The following is a 22736-nucleotide window of genomic DNA, read 5'->3' on the forward strand; positions in this document are numbered from 1 at the left end:
AGTCCTTTTATAGATTCGTGGTTCTGCCAGCCATGGCGTATTGCGGGGTTGCTTGCATTTGCCGGGCGATGCTGATGATTTTTTTCGCATAGCCCGGGTCGGTCGCATAACCTGCCTTTTGCAGCTCTCTTGCAAACTGCTCAGGGTTATCGGCCGAATCCAGGGCATCTTGATAGCGGGAATTGCTCTGCAACAGGCTTACCAGGTCGTGGAAGCTGTCCTGATACGAGTCGTAGCTGCGGAATGCCGCCGTTTCCTTGACGAACTGGCCGTCACGGAACTCGCTGGTGATCGCCCGCGCCTGCTCGCCCTGCCAGTTGCCGGTGGCCTTGATGCCGAACAGGTTGTGGCTGCTGCTGCCATCGGTATTGCGCATTACCGATTTGCCCCAGCCGGTTTCCAGGGCGGCCTGGGCCACCAGGTAGCGCGGGTCGATACCAATGCGTTTGGCAGCCTGCTCGGCCATCGGCAGCATGGTGGCGACGAATTCGTCACTGTCGGCAAAGGCCTTGTTCGGGGCCAGTGGCGGTTGGGCCACGGCGCGGCCAAGTATGCGCAGGCCGTTGTCCGGCACGGCGAAGGCCTTGGCCACTTGCTGGTCGTCACGGGCCGGTACGGCAGCGCTATTGGTAGTCGCCGCCGACGGCACGATACCAGCCAGCAGGCGGTCGGTGAGCTTGCTCGGCAGCGCCAATCGTCGCGCATTGAGCGCGGCAACATCGTTGCGGCCAGACGCCGAATCAGCGGCATGCACCGGCTCCGCCACCTTGCTGCCCCACAATGCCGGGCCACCGGCCTCGGCCCGTGGGAACGGGCTGGTGTTGATGGACGCACTGCGGCCCTTGGTCAGCTGGCGCACCAGCACGTCCTGCAGGCCGATACCCCCACCTTCGCGGGACATGCTCACGGCCAGCTGCTGGTCGTACATGTCGCGGTACTGTTTCACCGTTTCGGTGTTCATCGGGTTGTCGTCGGCCAGCACGTCACTGGCCTTGCGCGAGGCCTTGAGCATTTCGCTGATAAACAGCGACTCGAACTCCTGTGCCACCTTGCGCACGTTGGCTTCGCTGTCGCGGTCGCCAACCTTCAGCGAGCTGAGGCGGTTGAGGTCGGTGTAGGCGCCGCTGTCGACGCTGCCGGAAACCAGGCTTTTGCTGTTCATCCGCGCCGTCCTCAGATCACAATCAGGTCGGCCTGCAAGGCGCCGGCCTGTTTCAGGGCTTCGAGAATGGCCATCAGGTCGCTGGGCGCTGCGCCCACCTGGTTCACCGCACGGACGATTTCATCCAGCGTGGTGCCCGGGCCGAACTTGAACATCGGCTTGGCTTCCTGCTCGGCGTTCACCCGCGAGCGCGGCACCACGGCGGTCTGACCATTGGAGAACGGCCCCGGCTGGCTGACGATCGGGTCTTCGGTAATGGTCACGGTCAGGCTGCCGTGGGTCACTGCGGCCGGCGACACCTTGACGTTCTGGCCGATGACGATGGTGCCGGTACGCGAGTTGATGATGACCTTGGCGACTGCCTGGCCCGGGTCGATCTCGAGGTTCTCGAGGATCGACAGGTAGTCCACGCGCTGGCTCGGGTCCATCGGCGCAGTGACCCGCACCGAACCGCCGTCCACGGCCTGAGCCACGCCTGGGCCGAGCAGGTCGTTGACCTTGTCGACGATGCGTTTGGCGGTAGTGAAGTCGGGGCGGTTGAGGTTCAGGGTCAGGCTGTTGCCTTGGTTGAAGCCGCTCGGCACCGCACGCTCGACGGTAGCACCGCCAGGGATACGACCGGCCGACGGAACGTTGACGGTAATCTTGGAACCGTCACGACCCTCGGCATCGAAGCCGCCCACCACCAGGTTACCCTGGGCCACGGCATAGACGTTGCCATCGATACCCTTGAGCGGGGTCATCAGCAGGCTGCCGCCGCGCAGGCTCTTGGAGTTGCCGATCGAGGACACGGTAATGTCCACCACCTGGCCTGGCTTGGCGAACGCCGGCAGGTCGGCATGCACCGACACTGCCGCAACGTTTTTCAACTGCACGTTGCCGGAGCCGGCCGGCACCTTGATGCCGAACTGCGACAGCATGTTGTTGAAGGTCTGCAGGGTGAACGGCGTCTGGGTGGTCTGGTCACCCGTGCCATTGAGCCCCACCACCAGGCCGTAACCGATCAGCTGGTTGGAGCGCACGCCAGAAATGCTGGCGATGTCCTTCAGGCGCTCGGCCTGAGCGCCGAAGGCACAGGACAGGAGCAGGGTTGCGGCAATCAGCTGCCTCACGTTGAACATGGTCATCCGTACTCAGAAAGGCCAAAGCGGGCTGATGAAGAAGCGGTCCAGCCACCCGGGCTGGCTGGCATCGGCGAACGAGCCGGTACCGGAATAGGTGATGCGCGCGTCGGCCACGCGAGTGGACGGCACGGTGTTGTCGGTGGCGATGTCGTCGGCGCGGATCATGCCGGCAATGCGCACCAGCTCTTCGCCGGTGTTCAGGGTCAGCCACTTCTCGCCGCGCACGGCGATGATGCCGTTGGGCAGCACTTCGGCCACGGTCACGGTGATGGAACCGGTCAGGGTGTTGCCCTGAGTGGCCTTGCTGTCGCCCTTGGTGGCGCGCTCGCCGCTGTAGCCGGCCTCCAGCGACAGGTCACCGCTGCCGAACGGGTTGTTGGTGTTCGGCGTAGTGCCGAACAACGATGTCAGGCCGATGTTGGCGTTGCTGTTTTTCTGGATCTGCGAGCCGGCGTTCTTGCTGGCCGATGTGCGCTCGTTGAGGGTGATGGTGATGATGTCACCCACCCGGAACGCCTTGCGGTCGCTGTACAGGTTCTGCTCGAAGCCGGCCTGGTAGATCGAACCGTTGTTGGCCGCTGCCGGCAACGGGGTGCGCGGCAGTACCGGCGCGTAGTACGGGTCGTTGGGCTTGGGCGTCGGCGCGACGCAACCTGCCAGCAACACCGCCCCCCCCAGGGCGAAAACGGACAACAGACGATTCATGACGCTTACCTCACGGGTGCAACGGAGTGACGGGGTTAGAGCTGCCTGCTTCAGAGCTGTTGAGTAACGAACGACAGCATCTGGTCAGCGGTGGAAATGACCTTGGAGTTCATCTCGTAGGCACGCTGGGTGGTGATCATGTTCACCAGCTCTTCCACGGTGCTGACGTTGGAGTTTTCCAGGGTCTGCTGCAGGGTGGTGCCGAAACCGTTCAGGCCCGGGGTGCCGACTTGCGGCGCGCCACTGGCGGCGGTTTCGAGGAACAGGTTGTCGCCAATCGCCTGCAGGCCGGCCGGGTTGATGAAGTCGGCGGTCTGGATGTTGCCGATCACCTGCGCAGCCGGGTTGCCGGCGGTGGTGATCGACACGGTGCCGTCCTGGCCAACGGTGAAGGTCTGCGCGTCGTTCGGCACGACGATGGCAGGCTCCAGCGCGTAACCGTTGGCGGTGACGATCTGGCCGTCGGAGTTCAGGTGGAAGGTACCGTCACGGGTGTACGAAACCGTGCCGTCCGGCTGCAGGATCTGGAAGAAGCCACGGCCGTTGACCGCCATGTCCAGCGGGTTTTCGGTGGTCTGCAGGCTGCCGGCGACGAAGCTTTTCTGGGTGCCGACGATACGCACACCGGTACCGACCTGCAGGCCCGAGGGCAGTTCGCTGTCCTGGGTCGACTGGGCGCCGGGCTGACGGCGGATCTGGTACAGCAGGTCCTGGAACTCGGCGCGGTCACGTTTGAAACCGGTGGTCGAGACGTTGGCCAGGTTGTTGGAAATGACCGTCAGGTTGGTGTCCTGGGCGGACAGGCCGGTTTTAGCGACCCAAAGAGCCGGAAGCATGTTGATTCTCCTCGTGCGCCTGTTTTACGGCACCCGTTCAAAAGTGATTAGCCGATTTGCAAAACCCGAGCCATGGCTTCATCGCCTTCCTTGGCCGTGTTCATCATCTTGACGTGCAGCTCGAACTGACGGGACAGCGCCAGCACCGAGGTCATTTCCTCGACGGCATTGACGTTGCTGCCTTCCAGGAAGCCCGACACCACCCGCACGTTGACGTCGGCGTCGGCCGGCTGGCCGTCGCGGGTATGGATCAACCCATCCAGCCCCTTGGTCATGCCTTTGGTGTCCGGGTTGACCAGCTTGATGCGGTCGACCTCGGCCATCACCCGCGGGTCTTCACCCATGGAGCGAATGCTGATGGTGCCGTCGGCGCCCACTTCCACCTTCTGCTCCGGCGGAATGGCGATCGGGCCGCCGTTGCCGATTACCGGCATGCCGTTGCCGGCACGCAGTACGCCAAGAGCGTCGATGTTCAGGCTGCCGGTACGCACGTAGGCTTCGCTGCCATCGGGCGCCTGCACGGCAATGAAGCCTTTGCCGGTCACCGCCACATCCAGGTCGCGGCCGGTCTCGACCATCGGGCCCTCACTGAAGTCGGTGGCCGGGCGCTCGGTCATGGCAAAGGCGCGCGACGGAAAGCTGTCGCCGAACACGGGCATCGAACGTGCCTGCTCCAGGTCACGCTGAAAACCGTTGGTGGAAATGTTCGCCAGGTTGTTGGCGTGGGCCTTCTGCGCAAGCGCGTTCTGGCTGGCGCCGGTCATGGCCACATAAAGCAGTTTGTCCACAGCATCTCCTCTGCGCGTAGCTGCCGCGCTGTCACTGGGCAGGTTCAAAGCAATAATCGAACCAAGTCTGAAAGCCCTTGTTTACGGGGGTTTCAGCGTGGTGACGGGCATAAAACGTCAGTTTGTCGGCGGATGTTTGCCGCCTGCGGCAAGGGTTTGCTCAGAAGGTGCGGCAAGCGGCGTTGTTGTAGGGGCCGGAATGGCGCACCCAGCCCTCGCCCGGGCTGCTGGCCGAGCACATGTAGCGACCGGTGGCCAGGCTTTGCCATTGGTAGAACGGGGCGGGAGCGGCCGCGAGCGGCAGGGCCATGGCCAGCAGGGCTGTGAGCATTAGCCGTTTCATGAGCGTGAACCTTCAAGATTTCAGGGCCGCCTTTGGGCCCATCGCAGGCAAGTCAGCGCAGAGAACAAATATCGCTCGTCTGACGCGCCCTTTGTAGGAGCAGCCTTGTGCTGCGAAGAGGCCGGTACAAGCAACAGACAGGCTTTGTCAGTACCGGCCTCTTCGCAGCACAAGGCTGCTCCTACAGAACCTCGCCGAACCAATGAGCCATGTGTTGTTCTATGAGAGCTGGCTTGCCTGCGATGGGCTGCAAAGCAGCCCCGATTACAGAAAACACCACACCATCAAACAACCATCAGGTCATCTGGATGATGGTCTGCATGATGGTGCTTTCGGTGGAGATGGTCTTGGCGTTGGCCTGGTAGTTGCTCTGCGCCTTGATCAGGTTGACCAGCTCGCCGGTCAGGTCGACGTTGGAATCTTCCAGCGCACCGCCGGTGATCTGGCCCAGGGTACCGGTGTCCGGGGCGCCGATCACCGGCACGCCCGAGGCGTAAGACTCTTTCCAGCTGGTACCGCCAATCGGGGTCAGGCCCTGCAGGTTGGCGAAGTTGGCGATGGCCACCTGGCCGATGATCTTGTCCTGGCCGTTGGTGAAGTTGGCGAACATGTTGCCGCTTTGGTCGATGGTCAGGCCCGACAGCTCACCGGTAGCGAAGCCGTCCTGGCTCTTGGCGGTGGTGGCGCTTGCCGCGTTGTACTGAGTGGTGCCGAGCATGTCCAGGTTCACCCCGGCCAGGTTGGCAGTGGCGCCGTTCGGGCTCCATACGCCGGCAGCGTTCTTCTGCGCCGGGATCCAGTTGCCCAGGGTGAAGGTCTTGTCGGCAGCGATGGTCATGCCACCGGCTACCGGGCCTGCGGTCATGGCCGCAGTGTCCAGGGTGCCGTCAGACTTGAACGGCAGCTTGTTGGACAGAGGCGTGGTCGAGGTCGGGTCGGCCGGGTTGCGCCCATCGATGGTGGTGTACATGGTCCAGGAGTTGCTGCTGGCATCCTTGACGAAGTACTGGTTCAACTGGTGCGCATTACCCTGGCTGTCGTACACGTCGGTGTTGAACGTGTAGTTGTAGCTGCCGGTATTGGCGGGATCGAACGGCGTCACGGCCGGTGCGGTGGCACTGGAGTTCAGGTTGACGTTCTCGGAGATTTTTCCGGTCGGATTGGGCGTCAGGTTCGAGGTGTCGATCTGCAGGTTGGTCAACACGCCCTGGATGATCTTGCCATTGGCGTCCACGGCATAACCTTGCAGGTTGGCGCCCGAGGAGTTGACCACGTAACCGTCCTTGTCGCTGTAGAACGCACCGGCACGGGTGTAGATCTTCGAACCGTTGTCGCTCATCACGAAGAAGCCGTTGCCATCGATGGCCATGTCCAAGGCCTGGCCGGTGCCGTTGATATTGCCCGGGGAGAACATCTGCGACACCGCAGCAGTCTTCACACCAGTGCCTACCACGTTCTTGCCGGCACTGGTGCCGCGAATGGAGTTGGAGTACTGGTCGGCGAATTCTGCACGCGACGACTTGAAGCCAGTGGTGGCAACGTTGGCAATGTTGTTGCCGGTAACGTTCAGGGCCTTGTTTGCTGCATAGAGGCCGCTAAGGCCGATATTGAAAGACATGTGTAACTCCTGTCGTTTTGCTCAGGCCCTAGATGCCGATGCTTTGGATTTTGGAAAGCGCAACACTGCCCAGCCCAGCGAGGTTGAGCGTCATCTCCGAACCGTTGGTGCCCATGGTCACACTAGTGACCGAGGCCGGCAGGTTGGTGGTCATGGTGGTGGCCTTGCCATCGATCGAGGCGGTGGCCTTGAAGGTGTAGGTACCTGCTGCCACGGCTTCGCCGTCGTCATCCAGGCCATTCCAGGTAAAGTCGATCTTGCCGGCTTTCTGAGTACCCAGGTCGATGGTGCGCACCAGCTTGTCGTCCTTGTCGTAGATGCCCACCGAGGTGGCAGTACTGGACGACGTCAGATTGATCGTGCCTTTCATTTCCTTGCTGGTGTCGACCACAGCCTTGTTGGTCTCGACAATTACGTTGCGCCCGACCAGTGACGACGCCTGCAAGGCCTGGGATGACTGCAGGCCCGCCGCGATATAGGTCACCGAATCATTCAGCGACTGCATGCTTTCGAGGCTGCTGAACTGCGCCAGCTGCGCCACGAACTCGCCGTTCTCCTGCGGGTCGAGCGGGTTCTGGTTCTTCATCTGGGTAACCAGCAGCTGCAGGAATGCATCCTTGCCCAGGGCGCTGCCGGCAGCGCCGGTGCTGCTGTCGGTCTTCGACGTCTGCTTCTGCAGCGAGGTCAGGTACGCGCTACCGACCTCGGTGGTGGAATTGGTGGTGGTCATGTCGGCTTCCTATCACTGCCCCAGGGTCAGGACTTTCTGCATCATGCTCTTGGCCGTATTCATCAGCTCGGCGTTGGTCTGGAACGCGCGGCTGGCGGAGATCATGTCAGCCATCTCCTCGACCACGTTGACGTTCGGGTAGTAGACGTAGCCGTCCTTGTTCGCCGCCGGATGGTTGGGCTCGTAACGGGCCTCCAGGTTGCTCTGGTCCTCGACGATGCCTTTTACCTGCACGCCCTGCCCTGCCTCGCCCTGATCTTCGAACAGCGACTGGCTGCCGCCGGCCTGTGCGTCCTGGAAGGTGGTGGCGAACACCGGGTGGCGGGCGCGGTAGGTCTGGTCGATGCTCGAGGACACGGTCTCGGCGTTGGCGATGTTGGAAGCAACGGTGTTCAGGCGCGTGTTCTGCGCACTCATGCCGCTACCGGCAATGTTGAAGACACTGGAAAGGGACATGGTCATTCTCCCCGCAGGGCCGAAACCAGCCCTTTGAATTTACTGTTGAGCAAGGTGAAGCTGGCCTGGAAGCCGATGGCGTTTTCGGTGTAGTTCGATTGCTCGATCTGCGCGTCCACGGTGTTCTGGTCGATCGACGGCTGCGTTGGCGTGCGGTACTTGAGGGTATCGTCGGCCATGGCCAGGCCCTCGGCCTCGATATGGCGGCTGTTGGTACGATCGAGGCTGAAACGGCCGCCACTCTGCTGCTTGTCGCTTTCGGCAGCGAGCACCGAGGCGAAGTCCATGTCGCGCGCCTTGTAGTTGGGCGTGTCGGCGTTGGCGATGTTGTTGGCCAGCACTTCGGCACGCTGGGCGCGGAAGCCCAGGGCCTTTTCGTGAATACCAAGCGCCTTGTCGAAACTGATGCTCATGTCGGGGAAACCTTCGGAGGTTGGCCGGAATATCGTTGGGCAAGGTATAGCAAGGGCTGTGCCAACCAACATAAAGCCCGGAAATACGGGCTTGCAGGGCAAGGTGCTGTCAGAGTGATGCCAGAAAAGCGGCAAAGGCCTTCCGCCTTCGGGCACGAAAGCGGCAATTGCCGGGCGGCAAAAGCGGCAAAACAAAAAATTGACGTCAGGGTTCGGCGATAGAAGTGTTTCGCCTGGAAGATCGAGCGCCGCCCGCGCGGCGCTTCGCGGGTCAAGCCCGCTCCCACATTTGTTGCAACGTGGCCATGTCTGTGGGAGAGGCGCTGTCAGCCTTGGTGCATGGCTCGAGACAGATGAGGCGGCAGCAGTGCCAACCCAGAAATCCAGTCAGCCCACCAAGGCTGACAACCATGGCCTGTCAGGTTCGGCACGTTGCAACAAATGTGGGAGCGGGCTTGCCCCGCGAAGCGCCGCGCGGGCGGCACTCGATCTTCCAGGCACCACAACCATTAAGCCTAACCCTGCTCGGCATCTAGCCCTACTTCGCCTGGTAGATGATCCCCGGGCTGCACTGCACCATCTGGTAATGGTCCGGCAGCCCGTTCAGCGCCTCCGAAGCCCCGAGGAACAGATACCCACCCGGCTTCAAGGTACTGTGGATACGCAACAGGATGTCCTTCTTCACCTGTGCCGAGAAATAGATCAGCACGTTACGGCAAAACACCACATCGAACTTGCCCAGGCTGGCATAGCTGTCGAGCAGGTTGAACGAGCGGAACTCGACACGGCTGCGAATCGCCGGCTTGACCGCCCAACGCCCCGGCCCCTTGGTGTCGAAGTAGCGCTGCAGGCGCTCCTGGGACAAGCCACGGGCAATCGCCAGGCTGTCGTACTCGCCGGTCTTGCAGTTGGTCAGCATGGTGCCGGACAGGTCAGTGGCAACGATCTGCGCGCCCATCTTCAACTGGCCGAGGTTGCTGCGCTCGAATTCGTCGATGGCCATCGAGATGGAATACGGCTCCTGCCCCGACGAACAGGCCGCCGACCACATGCGCAGGCGCTGGCCGGGGTTGTTGCGGATGAACTCGGGGATGACCTTGTTCTTCAGCACCTCGAACGGGTAGGTATCGCGAAACCACAGGGTCTCGTTGGTGGTCATGGCATCGACCACCTGCTCGCGCAAGCCGCCACGCGGCTGGGCCTGGATGCGCTGCACCAGCTCGCCCAGGCTCTTGATGCCCTGTTGCTCCATCAGCTTGTTGAGACGGCTGGAGACCAGGTACTGCTTATTCTCGCCCAGCAGGATGCCACAGGCTTTCTCCAGGAAGACCCGGAACTGTTCGAAATCCAAATTACCCGTAGACACTACTGCCGCCTCTTTTAAATCACTGGTGCCGGGGGCCTGCCCCCGGCTGCTTCAATGCGCTGCCTTGATCCGGTCGACCACCCGCTGGGCCAGGTCGTCCGGCTTGAACTTGGCCAGGAAGTCATCGGCACCGACCTTCTTGACCATCGCCTGGTTGAACACCCCGGAAAGCGAAGTATGCAGGCAGATGTGCAATTTTTGCATGCGCGGATCGCTGCGGATCTCCGCCGTTAGCGTATAGCCGTCCATTTCCGGCATTTCAATGTCCGAGATCATCATCAGGAACTCTTCTTCCGGCTTCTTGCCCTCATCCACCAGCTGGCGCAGGTAGTTCAGGGCCTGACGGCCATCATTAAGCGCCACCACCTCGACCCCCACGGTCTGCAGGCAGCGGCTGACCTGCTTGCGCGCCACCGACGAATCGTCGACGGTGAGCACCCGCAGCAGCACGGCCTTGTCCTGCACCTCGGCATCGATCACCCCGGCCGACACCGACTCGGACGACGGCGCCACTTCGGCCAGCACCTTCTCCACATCGATGATCTCGACCATGCGGTTGTCCACCCGAGTGACTGCGGTCAGGTAGTGGTCGCGGCCGGTGCCCTTGGGTGGCGGATGGATTTCTTCCCAGTTCATGTTGACGATGCGCTCCACCGAATGCACCAGGAAGCCTTGGGTCTTGGTGTTGTACTCGGTGATGATCACGAAACTGTTGCGCGTGTCTTCCTGCAGCGGCCGCAACCCGGTGGCCATCGACAGGTCGAGGATCGGGATGGTCGCCCCGCGTATATTGGCAACACCGCGCACCACCGGGTGCGCCTTGGGCAGCAGGGTCAGCGCAGGGCATTGCAGCACTTCCCTGACCTTGAATACGTTGATGCCGTAAAGCTGCTCGCCATTGAGGCGGAACAGCAGCAATTCCAGGCGATTCTGCCCCACCAGCTGCGTGCGCTGGTTGACCGAATCCATAACACCTGCCATGCCAGACTCCTTTATGTTTCAGCCTTTCGTTGCAACTCAGATAGCGAGTCGGCACGGGCTTTGCTTTTTTGAGCGCCATGTACACGAAAACGACATTTTTCCGACGATTGACGCGCCTGCTGACTGGCTCGCTGGCCATGCTGTGCCTTCTGGTGCCCGGCGTTCGCACGGTAGCGGACGCGTTTACCTTGCCTGAACAGCTTATCGGTGTCACTCAAGGGTTTCTTGAATTCAGCGTCGAAGATTATCTGGCAACCACCCAGACCGCCGGCCGTTACGAGATCCAGGTCAACCCGCTGGACCCGCGCCTGCGCATGCCGCTGTGCAGCCAGCAACTGGACGCCTCGCTGGAAAGCCCGGCCCAGCCGCTGGGCCGCGTCACGGTAAAGGTGCGCTGCGAAGGCACGGCGCCTTGGACCGTATTCGTGCCGGCCACCGTGCGGCTGTTCCGCGACGTGGTGGTGGTGACCCGGCCGCTCAAGCGCGACAACGTGGTGGGCGAAGGCGACGTGGCCCTGCGCGAGCGCGATGTCGGCACCCTGGGCCAAGGCTTCTTGACCGAACTGGAGCAGGCGGTGGGCATGAAGATGCTGCGCCCCACGGTGATCGACCAGGTACTCACCCCGCAACACCTGGAACAGGCCGAGGTAGTGCGCAAGGGCGACCACGTGGTGATCATCGCCCGCAGTGGCAGCCTGAGTGTGCGCATGCCCGGAGAAGCCCTGAGCAAGGGCGGCCTGAGCGAACAGATCCGGGTGCGCAACCTCAATTCCAAACGGGTGATCAAGGCCAGGGTGACCGGCCCCGGCCAGGTCGAAGTAAGTATGTAGCCAGCCCATTGATTTGCGCTGGCGGTGAGGAACCGCTTTTCCTAAACTGTGTCAGAAAACGGGTTCGCGAGCTTGCTGACAGGCGGCTATGCATTTGTGCCTAAAGTTTCTTTCGGGTTGGCCGAAAACAAGGCAAGCGTCCAAATACCCAGAGGTTTCTGATCATGGTCATCGACTTCAGTCGTTTGAATAACTCTCCGTCCGTCACGGGCGGCGTGCGCGGCAACACCGCGAACGGCAGCGCCGAAAAACCGGCAGCCAGCCAGGAAGCGGCAACCGCCACCAGCGCCAGCGGAGAAGCGGTACACCTCAGCCAAGAGGCCCAGCAGTTGCAGAAGATCAGCGACAAGCTGCGCGATGAGCCAGTGGTCAACAGTGCCCGTGTGGCCCAGTTGAAACAGGCGATCGCCGACGGCAGCTACCAGGTCGATGCCGGCCGGGTCGCCAGCAAACTGCTCGATTTCGAAGCCCAGCGCTGACCGTTCGGCGCGCTGACTTCACGGACGCTAGAAAAGCCAAGAGTTAGCCATGCACGACACCACCTTGCTGCAACTGATCGAAGATGACATTGCCCCCATGCAGGAACTGCTTGACCTTCTGCAAAAGGAAGCGATCGCCCTGCATGGCCGCGACATGCCGCTGCTGGAACAGATCCTGGCGCGCAAGCAGTCGTTGATCATCTTGCTCGAGCAGCACGGCCAGCGCCGCAGCCAGTTGCTCGGCAGCCTGGGCCTGAGCGCCGATCGGGCCGGTGTGCAGGTGGTGGCTGCGCAATCGCCCCATGGCGAAGCGATGCTGCAGCGGCTCGACATGCTCTCGCAGCTGATGGACAACTGCCAGCAGGTCAACCAGACCAATGGCCGGATCATCCAGGTGCAGCAACACGTCACCAACAACCAGATCCGGATCCTCATGGGCGGCGATTCTCCGTCGCTCTACGACAGCCGCGGCAGCACCTCGCCGTTGGCCAAGCCACGGGCGCTCAGCCAAGTGTGATTTTTTCTATCAAGGCACGGAACATACTGGCAAAATGCCGTTAATTGCGTGTGTCGCTTTTGCCTGGAGAACGATAAGCCGTGTTCAATGAATCCGATGCCCCGCAGCCGCCAAAGGTGCTGAACACCCCTTTGGAGATTGCGGCCAACTTGCGGCAGCTGCAGGAAAGCCACGACCCCCTGATCATCACCTTCCACGACCGCAGCCAGCGCTTCCAGAGCTACGTGGTGCACGTGGACCGTGAAAGCAACACCCTGGCGCTGGACGAGATGATCCCGCGCGACGGTGAAAAGTTCATCGAGAACGGCGAACACTTCCGCGTCGAAGGCTTCCACGATGGCGTGCGCATCGCCTGGGACTGCAACCACGAGCTGAAGATCAGCGAAGTCGACGGCCACCGCTGCTACCGCGGCGCCATGCCATTGGAGATGACCTACCACCAGCGCCGCAATGCGTTCCGCGCCGCACTGAAGCTGTCGCAGCTGGTCGATGTCATCCTCGATGGCGCCCACCTCAAGGGCAACGGCGCCCTGCGTGGCAAGCTGCTGGACATCTCCGCCACCGGCTGCAAACTGCGCTTCGAAGGCAATGTCGAGGATCGCCTGCAACTGGGCCAGGTGTACGAGCGTTTCAAGGCGGGCAACCCGCTGGGCCTGGTCGACACCATGGTCGAGCTGCGCCACCTGCACTATGAAGAGCGGATCAACACCACCTTTGCCGGCGTGCGCTTCCATAACCTTACCGGGCAGGCGCAGCGCAAGGTCGAGAGCTTCGTGTACCAGTTGCAGCGTGAAGCGCGGCGGTTCGACAAGGACGACTATTGATCGTCGGCCGAGTACAAAAACGCCACCTATCAAGGTGGCGTTTTCATTTGTGCTTCTCCTGTGCCGGCCTCTTCGCGGGCACGCCCGCTCCCATAAAACTGCACATAACTCATTGAATTAGCAGGGACTCTGTGGGAGCGGCTTTAGCCGCGAACACCGGCGCAGCCGGTGCCATGCACCGCGTTGGATTCTTCGCGGCTAAAGCCGCTCCCACAGGGTACGCGTACTGCTTGCGGATCCAGCTATCTACGCGACAGCTCTCCCACAGGTACAACGCATGCCTTGAACGCTGCGCGGTCGCTGTGGGAGCGGGCGTGCCCGCGAAGAGGCCGGCACAGGCCTACACCGACTTGCTGACCTCACCTTCTGGCTCAGGCTCCTTGTCAGTCCCCTTCTCTTCCGCCTCGGTATCCTCCGCCGCCACCGGTGCCTGCATCACCTCCTGTACCGTCTGCTCATCCACCCGTGGGTCCAGCGCCGCCGACAGCGGCGAACCGGCAGCCGGCATGGCAACGTGGCCCAAAGGCGCATCCTGCACCTGGTGCAGCCCAGTGACCGCCTTCGGCCGAATGCGCCACACCAGCACCAGGGCAAAGAACACGAAGAAGGCATACAGCATCTGCGGGCCCAGCACCTTCATCAGCACGCCTGCCGCCAGCGGCCCGATACACGCGCCCACGCCGTAGGTCACCAGCAGCATCGCGGTCAGCGACACCCGCCGTTCGCTTTCCACATGGTCGTTGGAAAACGCCACCGCCAGCGGGTACAGGCAGAACTGCAGCAACGAAATCACGAAACCTATGCCGAACAGCAACTCCAGCGGCACGCTGGGCAACATCGCCAGCGGCGCCGAGGCCAGCGCCAACCCCACCGCCACGCTGCGGATGAGCACTGCCCGATCGTAGCGGTCAGACAACCAGCCCAGCGGCCACTGCACCAGCAGGCCGGCAAAGATGCAGCTACCCATGAACAGACCGACCTGCTCGGTAGTCATGCCCTGGCTGGAGGCATACAAGGGCGCCAGGCCATAGAACGAGCCGACGATCAGCCCCGAACCCAGCACCGTGCTGAGCGACTGCGGCACGCGCTTGATGAAGAACTTCGGCTCCATCGGTGCCGGGCGCAACGGCGCCGGGTGAATGCGCCGGGTCATGGCGACCGGTACCAGGCACAGGGTGAAACACATGGCCACCAGCATCAGCAGCTCCAGGCCAAGCTGTGGGTGCACCACCAGGATCAGCTGGCCGAGCACCAGGCCCAGGTACGAGGCGATCATGTAGCCGCTGAACACCGCGCCGCGATGCTTCACGTCGGCCTGCTCGTTCAGCCAGCTCTCGATGACCATGTACTGGCACATCATCCCCAGGCCGACGATCATTCGCAAACCGACCCAGGCCGGCAGCCAACTGGTCAAGCCATGGCCGAGCACCGCCGCGCCGACGATGCCGGCGCAAGTGGCATAGGCGCGAATGTGCCCTACCCGGCCAATCAACCGGTGGCCGACCTTGCCGCCTACCGCCAGGCCAAAGTAGTTGGCCGCCATCAAGGCACCCACCCACAGGCTGTCGACATGATCGGCTGCCAGGCGCAGGGCCAGGTAGGTACTGAGCAGGCCCGAGCCGATCAACATCATCAGCGCGGCGAAATACAACGACTGAAACGGCTTCCAGATATTTCGCATAAGTCCCTTGCGGCTCCCGGGTCAGGTGGCGATGGGTTGCAGCCAAGCATAAAAGCAAAATTGCTGCGGCGCAGTCCCCTGCCTGACAAATCGTGAATCAAGGGCGCGTCCAGTGTCGGTCATGTCGTGATCATGCACTTGCATCATGGGACCAAGCTGCGCTCCAAGCGTTTCCATCTCATTGTTCACCAGCCGAAGGTTTAGCTTGCCTCTTCCCATCCCGGGAGCAACTGAGACTGGAGGTTACATGATCAAAGCTGACTTCACCGCCGAACTGCATACCCATGCAGGCCGAGTGGTAGTTGCAGAATCATCCGTCGGGCAACACCCATTCACATGGCTGGATGAGGACGGCTGGTTGTGTGTCGATAATCACCGAAAGGCGCATGCGCGGGACGAGATCGTACGTATCGCATTCGATTTCAAGTACATCACATCGGAGAAGGGACGGGACCTCTACTACATCTCGTGCAACAACCACTGGAAATTCGCAGGCGCGAGGCTTGAGCAAAATTCCAGAGGCTGGCTCGGCCTGTATGGGACAGGCGTAATCGGCAGAGTCACGGATGCCGTGGCGAACTTCAAGCCGCAACTGGCAGGCCTTGGCGACTACTGGAAAATCGATACACAAGATTATTGGAATGGCAACCTGAACAGCGCCGATAGCGTTCCGTTCTACCTGCGCGACAAACACGGCCATCGTGTTGCATCGACAAGGCCTGAAGATGCATCCACAGACCTGTCCCTCACCTTTGACAGTTTTCTGAATGCAAGCGCAACGCCGGGAGAGATACTCACGTTCTACCTGGAGAACATCCGGCTAGCCTGACACCCGGCATCACACCTGCGAAGGCCCTGCCTCTCGGAATCAAAGAGGCATTGCCAAGGCCAATCATCAGTCAGACCACACTTATTCCCGCAAGGTCATGCCATTGGCCGGCAGCGGCAAGGCCGTCTTGTAGCGCACCTGCTTCAAGGCGAAACTGGAACGGATGTTGGCCACCCCTGGCAACCGCGTCAGGTAATCCAGAAACCGTTCCAGCGCCTGGATGCTGGGCAGCAGTACCCGCAACAGGTAGTCCGGATCGCCCGTCATCAGGTAGCACTCCATTACTTCGGGCCGTTCGGCAATTTCCTCCTCGAAACGATGCAACGACTGCTCGACCTGTTTTTCCAGGCTCACATGGATGAACACGTTAACGTCCAGCCCTAACGCCTCGGGCGACAGCAAGGTCACCTGCTGGCGGATCACCCCCAGTTCTTCCATGGCCCGCACCCGGTTGAAGCAGGGTGTGGGGGACAGGTTCACCGAGCGGGCCAGCTCGGCGTTGGTGATGCGGGCATTTTCCTGCAGGCTGTTGAGAATGCCGATATCGGTACGATCGAGTTTGCGCATGAGACAAAATCACCGGTTTTTTGTGTTTATACGGAATGTTTATCTGCCCTGCTCGGCAAAGGCAATCAACTTGAGAGAAAAATTCTCCTGCCGGCCCACTAAGATGTAGGGGACGCTGACCTACCAGTCACAAGCCGGTACTCAGCGGCGGCCGCTTCAGAGCTCACAAAAACAAATACCCGAGCGAGCGTAAAAAGCATGAACGAGTACGCCCCCCTGCGTTTGCATGTGCCCGAGCCTACCGGCCGGCCAGGCTGCCAGACCGATTTCTCCTACCTGCGCCTGAACGATGCAGGTCAAGCCCGTAAACCCCCAGTCGATGTCGACGCTGCCGACACCGCGGACCTGTCCTACAGCCTGATCCGCGTGCTCGACGAGCAAGGCGACGCGCAAGGCCCGTGGGCCGAAGACATCGACCCGCAAATTCTCCGTCAGGGCATGCGCGCCATGCTCAAGACACGGATTTTCGACAGCCGCATGGTGGTCGCCCAGCGCCAGAAGAAGATGTCCTTCTACATGCAGAGCCTGGGTGAAGAAGCCATCGGCAGCGGCCAGGCCCTGGCGCTGAACCGCACCGACATGTGCTTCCCCACCTACCGCCAGCAAAGCATCCTGATGGCCCGCGACGTGTCGCTGGTCGAGATGATCTGCCAGCTGCTGTCCAACGAGCGTGACCCGCTCAAGGGCCGCCAGCTGCCGATCATGTATTCGGTACGCGACGCCGGTTTCTTCACCATCAGCGGCAACCTGGCGACCCAGTTCGTGCAGGCGGTCGGCTGGGCCATGGCCTCGGCGATCAAGGGCGATACCAAGATCGCCTCGGCGTGGATCGGCGACGGCGCAACCGCCGAGTCGGACTTCCACACCGCCCTCACCTTCGCCCACGTGTACCGCGCCCCGGTGATCCTCAACGTGGTCAACAACCAGTGGGCGATCTCCACCTTCCAGGCCATCGCCGGTGGCGAGTCGACTACCTTCGCCGGCCGTGGCGTGGGTTGCGGCATTGCCTCGCTGCGGGTTGACGGCAACGACTTCGTCGCCGTGTACGCCGCCTCGCGCTGGGCCGCAGAACGCGCCCGTCGCGGCCTGGGCCCATGCCTGATCGAGTGGGTCACCTACCGTGCCGGCCCGCACTCGACCTCGGACGACCCGTCCAAGTACCGCCCGGCCGATGACTGGAGCCACTTCCCGCTCGGCGACCCGATCGCCCGCCTGAAGCAGCACCTGATCAAGATCGGCCACTGGTCCGAGGAAGAACACCAGGCCACCACTGCCGAGCTGGAAGCAGCGGTGATTGCCGCGCAGAAGGAAGCCGAGCAGTACGGCACCCTAGCCAACGGTCACATCCCGAGTGCCGCCTCGATGTTCGAGGACGTGTACAAGGAAATGCCCGACCACCTGCGCCGTCAACGCCAGGAACTGGGGGTTTGACATGAACGACCACAACAACAGCATCAACCCGGAAACCGCCATGGCCACCACTACCATGACCATGATCCAGGCCCTGCGCTCGGCCATGGATGTCATGCTCGAGCGCGACGACAATGTGGTGATCTACGGCCAGGACGTCGGTTACTTCGGCGGCGTGTTCCGCTGCACCGAAGGCCTGCAGAACAAGTACGGCAAGTCCCGTGTGTTCGACGCGCCGATCTCCGAGAGCGGCATCGTCGGCACCGCCGTGGGCATGGGTGCCTACGGCCTGCGCCCGGTGGTGGAAATCCAGTTCGCCGACTACTTCTACCCGGCCTCCGACCAGATCGTTTCCGAGATGGCGCGCCTGCGTTACCGTTCGGCCGGCGAATTCATCGCCCCGCTGACCCTGCGCATGCCCTGCGGTGGCGGGATCTATGGCGGCCAGACCCACAGCCAGAGCCCGGAAGCGATGTTCACCCAGGTGTGCGGCCTGCGCACTGTCATGCCGTCCAACCCGTATGACGCCAAGGGCCTGCTGATCGCCTCGATCGAATGCGATGACCCGGTGATCTTCCTGGAACCCAAGCGCCTGTACAACGGCCCGTTCGACGGCCACCACGACCGCCCTGTCACGCCGTGGTCGAAGCACCCGCAAAGCGCCGTGCCCGATGGCTACTACAGCGTGCCGCTGGACAAGGCGGCCATTACCCGCCCCGGCAATGACGTGACCGTGCTGACCTACGGCACCACGGTGTACGTGGCCCAGGTGGCCGCCGAAGAAACCGGCGTCGACGCCGAGGTGATCGACCTGCGCAGCCTGTGGCCGCTGGACCTGGACACCATCGTCGAGTCGGTGAAAAAGACCGGCCGCTGCGTGGTGGTACACGAGGCCACCCGCACCTGCGGCTTCGGCGCCGAACTGGTGTCGCTGGTGCAGGAACACTGCTTCCACCACCTGGAGGCGCCGATCGAGCGCGTCACCGGCTGGGACACCCCCTACCCCCACGCACAGGAATGGGCTTACTTCCCAGGGCCTTCGCGGGTAGGTGCGGCATTGAAAAAGGTCATGGAGGTCTGAATGGGCACGCACGTCATCAAGATGCCGGACATTGGCGAAGGCATCGCGCAGGTCGAGTTGGTCGAGTGGTTCGTCAAGGTCGGCGACATGATCGCCGAAGACCAGGTAGTGGCCGACGTCATGACCGACAAGGCTACCGTGGAAATCCCTTCGCCGGTCAGCGGCAAGGTGCTGGCCCTGGGTGGGCAGCCCGGTGAAGTGATGGCGGTCGGCAGCGAGCTGATCCGCATCGAAGTGGAAGGCAGCGGCAACCATGTGGATGTGCCCACCAAGGATGTGCCAAAGCCCGAACAGGTCGAGGCTCCCGCTGCCCCGGTAGCCGCCAAGCCAGAGCCGCAGAAGGAAGCAAGACCGGCCGCGTGCCAGGCGCCCGTCAACCACGAGGCAGCCCCGATCGTGCCGCGCCAGCCAGGCGACAAGCCGCTGGCCTCGCCGGCGGTGCGCAAGCGTGCCCTGGATGCCGGTATCGAACTGCGTTACGTGCATGGCAGCGGCCCGGCCGGGCGCATCCTGCACGAAGACCTCGACGCCTTCATGAGCAAGCCGCACAGCACTGGCGGACAAGCGCCGAGCGGCTATGCCAAGCGCACCGACAGCGAGCAGGTGCCGGTGATCGGCCTGCGTCGCAAGATCGCCCAGCGCATGCAGGACGCCAAGCGCCGGGTCGCGCACTTCAGTTATGTGGAAGAAATCGACGTCACCGCCCTGGAAGCCCTGCGCCAGCAACTCAACAGCAAGCACGGCGACAGCCGCGGCAAGCTGACCCTGCTGCCGTTCCTGGTGCGTGCCCTGGTCGTGGCACTGCGCGACTTCCCGCAGATCAACGCCACCTATGACGACGAAGCCCAGGTCATCACCCGCCATGGCGCGGTGCATGTGGGCATCGCCACCCAGGGTGACAACGGCCTGATGGTGCCGGTGCTGCGCCATGCCGAAGCTGGCAGCCTGTGGAGCAATGCCGGCGAGATCTCACGCTTGGCCAACGCTGCCCGCAACAACAAGGCCAGCCGCGACGAGCTGTCCGGTTCGACCATCACCCTGACCAGCCTGGGCGCCCTGGGCGGTATCGTCAGCACGCCGGTGGTCAACACCCCGGAAGTGGCGATCGTCGGCGTCAACCGCATGGTCGAGCGGCCTGTGGTGATCGACGGCCAGATCGTCGTGCGCAAGATGATGAACCTGTCCAGCTCGTTCGACCACCGCGTGGTCGATGGCATGGACGCCGCGCTGTTCATCCAGGCCGTGCGCGGCCTGCTCGAACAACCCGCCTGCCTGTTCGTGGAGTGAGCATGCAACAGACTATCCAGACTACCCTGTTGATTATCGGCGGCGGCCCTGGCGGCTACGTGGCTGCCATCCGCGCCGGGCAACTGGGCATACCCACCGTGCTGGTGGAAGGCCAGGCACTGGGCGGTACCTGCCTGAACATCGGCTGCATCCCGTCCAAGGCGCTGATCCACGTGGCCGAGCAGTTCCACCAGACCTCGCGCTTTGCCGGCCCGTCGGAGCTGGGCATCAGCGTCTCCTCGCCGCGCCTCGACATCGGCCAGAGCGTGGCCTGGAAGGACGGCATCGTCGACCGCCTGACCACCGGCGTCGCCGCCCTGCTGAAAAAGCACGGGGTCAAGGTGATCCATGGCTGGGCGAAGGTGCTCGACGGCAAGCAGGTCGAGGTCGATGGCCAGCGTATCCAGTGCGAGCACCTGTTGCTGGCCACTGGCTCCAGCAGTGTCGAACTGCCGATGCTGCCGCTGGGCGGGCCGATCATTTCCTCGACCGAAGCCCTGGCGCCGAAAACCCTGCCGCAGCACCTGGTGGTGGTGGGCGGCGGCTACATTGGCCTGGAGCTGGGCATCGCCTACCGCAAGCTGGGCGCACGGGTCAGCGTGGTGGAAGCGCGCGAGCGCATCCTGCCGACCTACGACAGCGAGCTGACCGCACCGGTGGCCGAATCGCTGAAGAAACTGGGCATCACCCTGCACCTGGGCCACAGCGTCGAGGGTTACGAAGGCGGCTGCCTGCTGGCCCGTGATGGCCAGGGTGGGCAATTGCGCCTGGAAGCCGACCAGGTGCTGGTGGCCGTGGGCCGTCGGCCGCGCACGCAAGGTTTCAACCTGGAGTGCCTGGACCTGAAGATGAACGGCGCCGCCGTCGCCATCGACGAGCGCTGCCAGACCAGCATGCGCAACGTCTGGGCCATCGGCGACGTGGCCGGCGAACCGATGCTGGCGCACCGGGCCATGGCCCAGGGCGAGATGGTCGCCGAGATCATCGCGGGCAAGGCACGCCGTTTCGAACCCAGCGCGATCGCCGCGGTGTGTTTCACCGACCCGGAAGTGGTGGTGGTCGGCAAGACCCCGGAACAAGCCAGCCAGCAAGGGCTGGACTGCATCGTCGCGCAGTTCCCGTTTGCTGCCAATGGCCGGGCCATGAGTCTGGAATCGAAAAGCGGTTTCGTGCGGGTGGTGGCGCGCCGTGACAACCACCTGATCCTGGGTTGGCAGGCGGTTGGCGTGGCGGTTTCCGAGTTGTCGACGGCGTTTGCCCAGTCGCTGGAGATGGGCGCGTGCCTGGAGGATGTGGCCGGCACCATCCATGCCCACCCGACACTGGGTGAGGCGGTACAGGAAGCGGCACTGCGCGCCCTGGGCCACGCCCTGCATATCTGACACTGAAGCGGCCCAGGCCGATTTGGCCCGCAGCGCTCCAGGCGTTGCGGGTCTTTTTTCATTCAGGCCTTACGGCGGTCCAAGACGCTGAAGCTAGCGCGACCGCTGTAGGAGCGGCCTTGTGTCGCGAAAGGGCTGCGTAGCAGCCCCGGCAATTTGTGCATCCTCGCTGAAACCCTGGGGCTGCTTCGCAGCCCTTTCGCGACACAAGGCCGCTCCTACAGGGGATCTGCGCCAGGCGGCCTATTCGGCTATCGCGTTCTTGCCAGCATCTTTGGCCCGGTACAGCGCCGTGTCGGCACGCGCCAGCAGTGCATGCTGGTCCTCTCCTTCCTGCCATTGCACCACGCCGTAGCTCATGGTCAGCCGGCAATCGCCCACCGGCTCCACCTGCACCATCGCCTGGCGCAAGCGTGCTGCCACCTCCAGCGCCTCGCCCAGCGAGGCCTGCGGCAATACGATGACGAACTCGTCCCCACCCCAGCGCGCCAGCAGGTCCTGCTGCCGCAGACAGGTACGCAGGACGTCGACCACCCGCACCAGCGCCGCATCGCCACGGGCATGGCCATAGCGGTCATTAATCGGCTTGAAATCGTCCACGTCCATGGCTATCAGCGACAACGGCTGGCGAAAGCGCTTGGCACGCTCGCACTCCAGTTGCAGCGCCTTCTCCAGCCGATAGCGGTTGGCAACGCGGGTCAACGCGTCGCGCTCGGCCAGCTCGCGGTTTTCATCCAGCTGCCGCTGCAACTGCTGGTTCACCCAGGACAGCTCGCGGGTGCGTTCGGCCACCTGGCTTTCCAGCGACTGGTTCCTCTGCTCCAGTTGCGCCACCAGGCGCTTGTTGGCGTCGATGTTGCGGTGGGCACCGAGCATGCGCGCCACCGAGCCGTCCTCGTTATGGGCGATGATGTAGCCGCTGTCTTCGATCCACAGGTAGCTGCCATCGTGGCAACGGCAGCGGTATTCGACCAGGTAGTGCTCGTTGCGCTGGTTGATGTACGCCTCGAAATGCGCCATCACCCGCGAGTAGTCCTCCGGGTGGATCACGCTTTCCCAGGTGAGCACCGAGTTGGCCATGGAGTGACTGGGGTAGCCGAGCATGGCGTACCAGCCCGGGTTGCGATAGACGTAGCCGGTATTGGCATTCCAGTCCCAGATACCATCGCTGATCAGATCGAACAACGTATGCAACTGCTGTTCACTGAAGCCGGCGGGTACCGGCCGGGTTTCCTGACTCATGGACGCTCTCCCTGGCTTCTGGCGCACCCGAACAGAATAGCCCCGACGCCCTGTTTTTGCGGCGCTGAGGACAGGCATGGATCGA

At 62.7% G+C, this 22736-nt stretch carries 24 protein-coding genes; 9 read left to right on the top strand and 15 right to left on the bottom strand.

The features are described from left to right. Positions 1 to 7 precede the first annotated feature (7 nt). From flgJ to C163_RS18570, 12 genes are all read right to left on the bottom strand, one after another. Positions 8 to 1162, bottom strand: coding sequence for a flagellar assembly peptidoglycan hydrolase FlgJ (gene flgJ, locus C163_RS18515; RefSeq protein ID WP_025340096.1), 1155 nt, complete (start codon positions 1160 to 1162; stop codon positions 8 to 10). Between the two features lie 11 nt (positions 1163 to 1173). After that, a complete protein-coding gene (locus C163_RS18520) occupies positions 1174 to 2283 on the bottom strand; it encodes a flagellar basal body P-ring protein FlgI (RefSeq protein ID WP_015271237.1) in 1110 nt (369 codons plus the stop codon). A gap of 12 nt (positions 2284 to 2295) precedes the next feature. Continuing rightward, a complete protein-coding gene (gene flgH / locus C163_RS18525) occupies positions 2296 to 2991 on the bottom strand; it encodes a flagellar basal body L-ring protein FlgH (protein ID WP_015271238.1) in 696 nt (231 codons plus the stop codon). A gap of 50 nt (positions 2992 to 3041) precedes the next feature. Beyond that, positions 3042 to 3827, bottom strand: coding sequence for a flagellar basal-body rod protein FlgG (gene flgG / locus C163_RS18530; RefSeq protein ID WP_013973621.1), 786 nt, complete (start codon positions 3825 to 3827; stop codon positions 3042 to 3044). A 47-nt stretch (positions 3828 to 3874) separates the two neighbouring features. After that, positions 3875 to 4615: a flagellar basal-body rod protein FlgF gene (gene flgF / locus C163_RS18535; RefSeq protein WP_025340097.1), complete on the bottom strand. Its 741-nt coding sequence runs from the start codon at positions 4613 to 4615 to the stop codon at positions 3875 to 3877. 160 nt (positions 4616 to 4775) lie between these two features. Then, positions 4776 to 4958 carry a hypothetical protein gene (locus tag C163_RS18540; protein WP_025340098.1) on the bottom strand — a complete coding sequence of 61 codons (183 nt, stop codon included), beginning with the start codon at positions 4956 to 4958 and terminating at the stop codon, positions 4776 to 4778. 295 nt (positions 4959 to 5253) lie between these two features. Next, the gene (flgE, locus tag C163_RS18545) at positions 5254 to 6576 is read right to left on the bottom strand and encodes a flagellar hook protein FlgE (protein WP_025340099.1); all 1323 of its coding nucleotides are present in this window, start codon (positions 6574 to 6576) and stop codon (positions 5254 to 5256) included. A 28-nt stretch (positions 6577 to 6604) separates the two neighbouring features. Next, on the bottom strand, positions 6605 to 7306 hold the full coding sequence (gene flgD / locus C163_RS18550) for a flagellar hook assembly protein FlgD (RefSeq protein WP_025340100.1): 702 nt from the start codon (positions 7304 to 7306) through the stop codon (positions 6605 to 6607). A 12-nt stretch (positions 7307 to 7318) separates the two neighbouring features. Next, positions 7319 to 7762, bottom strand: a complete 444-nt coding sequence (gene flgC, locus C163_RS18555) for a flagellar basal body rod protein FlgC (RefSeq protein WP_025340101.1) — start codon at positions 7760 to 7762, stop codon at positions 7319 to 7321. A gap of 2 nt (positions 7763 to 7764) precedes the next feature. Next, positions 7765 to 8175, bottom strand: coding sequence for a flagellar basal body rod protein FlgB (gene flgB / locus C163_RS18560; RefSeq protein ID WP_025340102.1), 411 nt, complete (start codon positions 8173 to 8175; stop codon positions 7765 to 7767). Positions 8176 to 8713: 538 nt separating this feature from the next. Then, positions 8714 to 9541 carry a protein-glutamate O-methyltransferase CheR gene (gene cheR, locus C163_RS18565; RefSeq protein ID WP_015271244.1) on the bottom strand — a complete coding sequence of 276 codons (828 nt, stop codon included), beginning with the start codon at positions 9539 to 9541 and terminating at the stop codon, positions 8714 to 8716. A gap of 51 nt (positions 9542 to 9592) precedes the next feature. Further along, a complete protein-coding gene (locus C163_RS18570) occupies positions 9593 to 10522 on the bottom strand; it encodes a chemotaxis protein CheV (protein ID WP_013973629.1) in 930 nt (309 codons plus the stop codon). Positions 10523 to 10599: 77 nt separating this feature from the next. On the opposite strand from C163_RS18570, the gene flgA reads away from it, so the two are divergent. The 4 genes from flgA to C163_RS18590 all read left to right on the top strand — a co-directional run bounded on the left by flgA (position 10600) and on the right by C163_RS18590 (position 13172). Continuing rightward, positions 10600 to 11352: a flagellar basal body P-ring formation chaperone FlgA gene (flgA, locus tag C163_RS18575; RefSeq protein ID WP_025340103.1), complete on the top strand. Its 753-nt coding sequence runs from the start codon at positions 10600 to 10602 to the stop codon at positions 11350 to 11352. A gap of 164 nt (positions 11353 to 11516) precedes the next feature. Next, complete coding sequence (flgM, locus tag C163_RS18580) at positions 11517 to 11831, top strand: flagellar biosynthesis anti-sigma factor FlgM (protein ID WP_025340104.1); 315 nt, start codon at positions 11517 to 11519, stop codon at positions 11829 to 11831. A gap of 49 nt (positions 11832 to 11880) precedes the next feature. After that, a complete protein-coding gene (locus C163_RS18585) occupies positions 11881 to 12348 on the top strand; it encodes a flagella synthesis protein FlgN (RefSeq protein ID WP_025340105.1) in 468 nt (155 codons plus the stop codon). A gap of 80 nt (positions 12349 to 12428) precedes the next feature. Next, complete coding sequence (locus C163_RS18590; protein ID WP_025340106.1) at positions 12429 to 13172, top strand: flagellar brake protein; 744 nt, start codon at positions 12429 to 12431, stop codon at positions 13170 to 13172. A gap of 340 nt (positions 13173 to 13512) precedes the next feature. Here C163_RS18590 and C163_RS18595 read toward each other — a convergent pair whose 3' ends face one another. Then, a complete protein-coding gene (locus C163_RS18595; RefSeq protein WP_025340107.1) occupies positions 13513 to 14853 on the bottom strand; it encodes an MFS transporter in 1341 nt (446 codons plus the stop codon). Between the two features lie 247 nt (positions 14854 to 15100). On the opposite strand from C163_RS18595, the gene C163_RS18600 reads away from it, so the two are divergent. Further along, positions 15101 to 15682: a hypothetical protein gene (locus tag C163_RS18600; RefSeq protein WP_025340108.1), complete on the top strand. Its 582-nt coding sequence runs from the start codon at positions 15101 to 15103 to the stop codon at positions 15680 to 15682. Between the two features lie 81 nt (positions 15683 to 15763). On the opposite strand, the gene bkdR is transcribed toward C163_RS18600, so the two are convergent. After that, positions 15764 to 16249: a Bkd operon transcriptional regulator BkdR gene (gene bkdR / locus C163_RS18605; RefSeq protein ID WP_012273540.1), complete on the bottom strand. Its 486-nt coding sequence runs from the start codon at positions 16247 to 16249 to the stop codon at positions 15764 to 15766. 198 nt (positions 16250 to 16447) lie between these two features. Here bkdR and C163_RS18610 point away from each other — a divergent pair, with 198 nt between their 5' ends. The 4 genes from C163_RS18610 to lpdA are packed head-to-tail and all read left to right on the top strand — an operon-like array spanning position 16448 to position 21409. Further along, on the top strand, positions 16448 to 17680 hold the full coding sequence (locus C163_RS18610) for a 3-methyl-2-oxobutanoate dehydrogenase (2-methylpropanoyl-transferring) subunit alpha (protein WP_025340109.1): 1233 nt from the start codon (positions 16448 to 16450) through the stop codon (positions 17678 to 17680). 1 nt (position 17681) lies between these two features. Next, positions 17682 to 18740, top strand: a complete 1059-nt coding sequence (locus C163_RS18615) for an alpha-ketoacid dehydrogenase subunit beta (protein ID WP_013973637.1) — start codon at positions 17682 to 17684, stop codon at positions 18738 to 18740. After that, on the top strand, positions 18741 to 20027 hold the full coding sequence (locus C163_RS18620; RefSeq protein ID WP_025340110.1) for a dihydrolipoamide acetyltransferase family protein: 1287 nt from the start codon (positions 18741 to 18743) through the stop codon (positions 20025 to 20027). 2 nt (positions 20028 to 20029) lie between these two features. Further along, positions 20030 to 21409 (top strand): dihydrolipoyl dehydrogenase, encoded by a 1380-nt coding sequence (gene lpdA / locus C163_RS18625; RefSeq protein WP_025340111.1) that lies wholly within the window; start codon positions 20030 to 20032, stop codon positions 21407 to 21409. Between the two features lie 243 nt (positions 21410 to 21652). Here the strand turns inward: lpdA and C163_RS18630 are convergent, their stop codons facing one another. Next, on the bottom strand, positions 21653 to 22651 hold the full coding sequence (locus C163_RS18630; protein WP_025340112.1) for a diguanylate cyclase: 999 nt from the start codon (positions 22649 to 22651) through the stop codon (positions 21653 to 21655). Positions 22652 to 22736: the final 85 nt, after the last annotated feature.

Source organism: Pseudomonas sp. FGI182 (genome assembly GCF_000511325.1).
Lineage (GTDB): Bacteria > Pseudomonadota > Gammaproteobacteria > Pseudomonadales > Pseudomonadaceae > Aquipseudomonas > Aquipseudomonas putida_Z.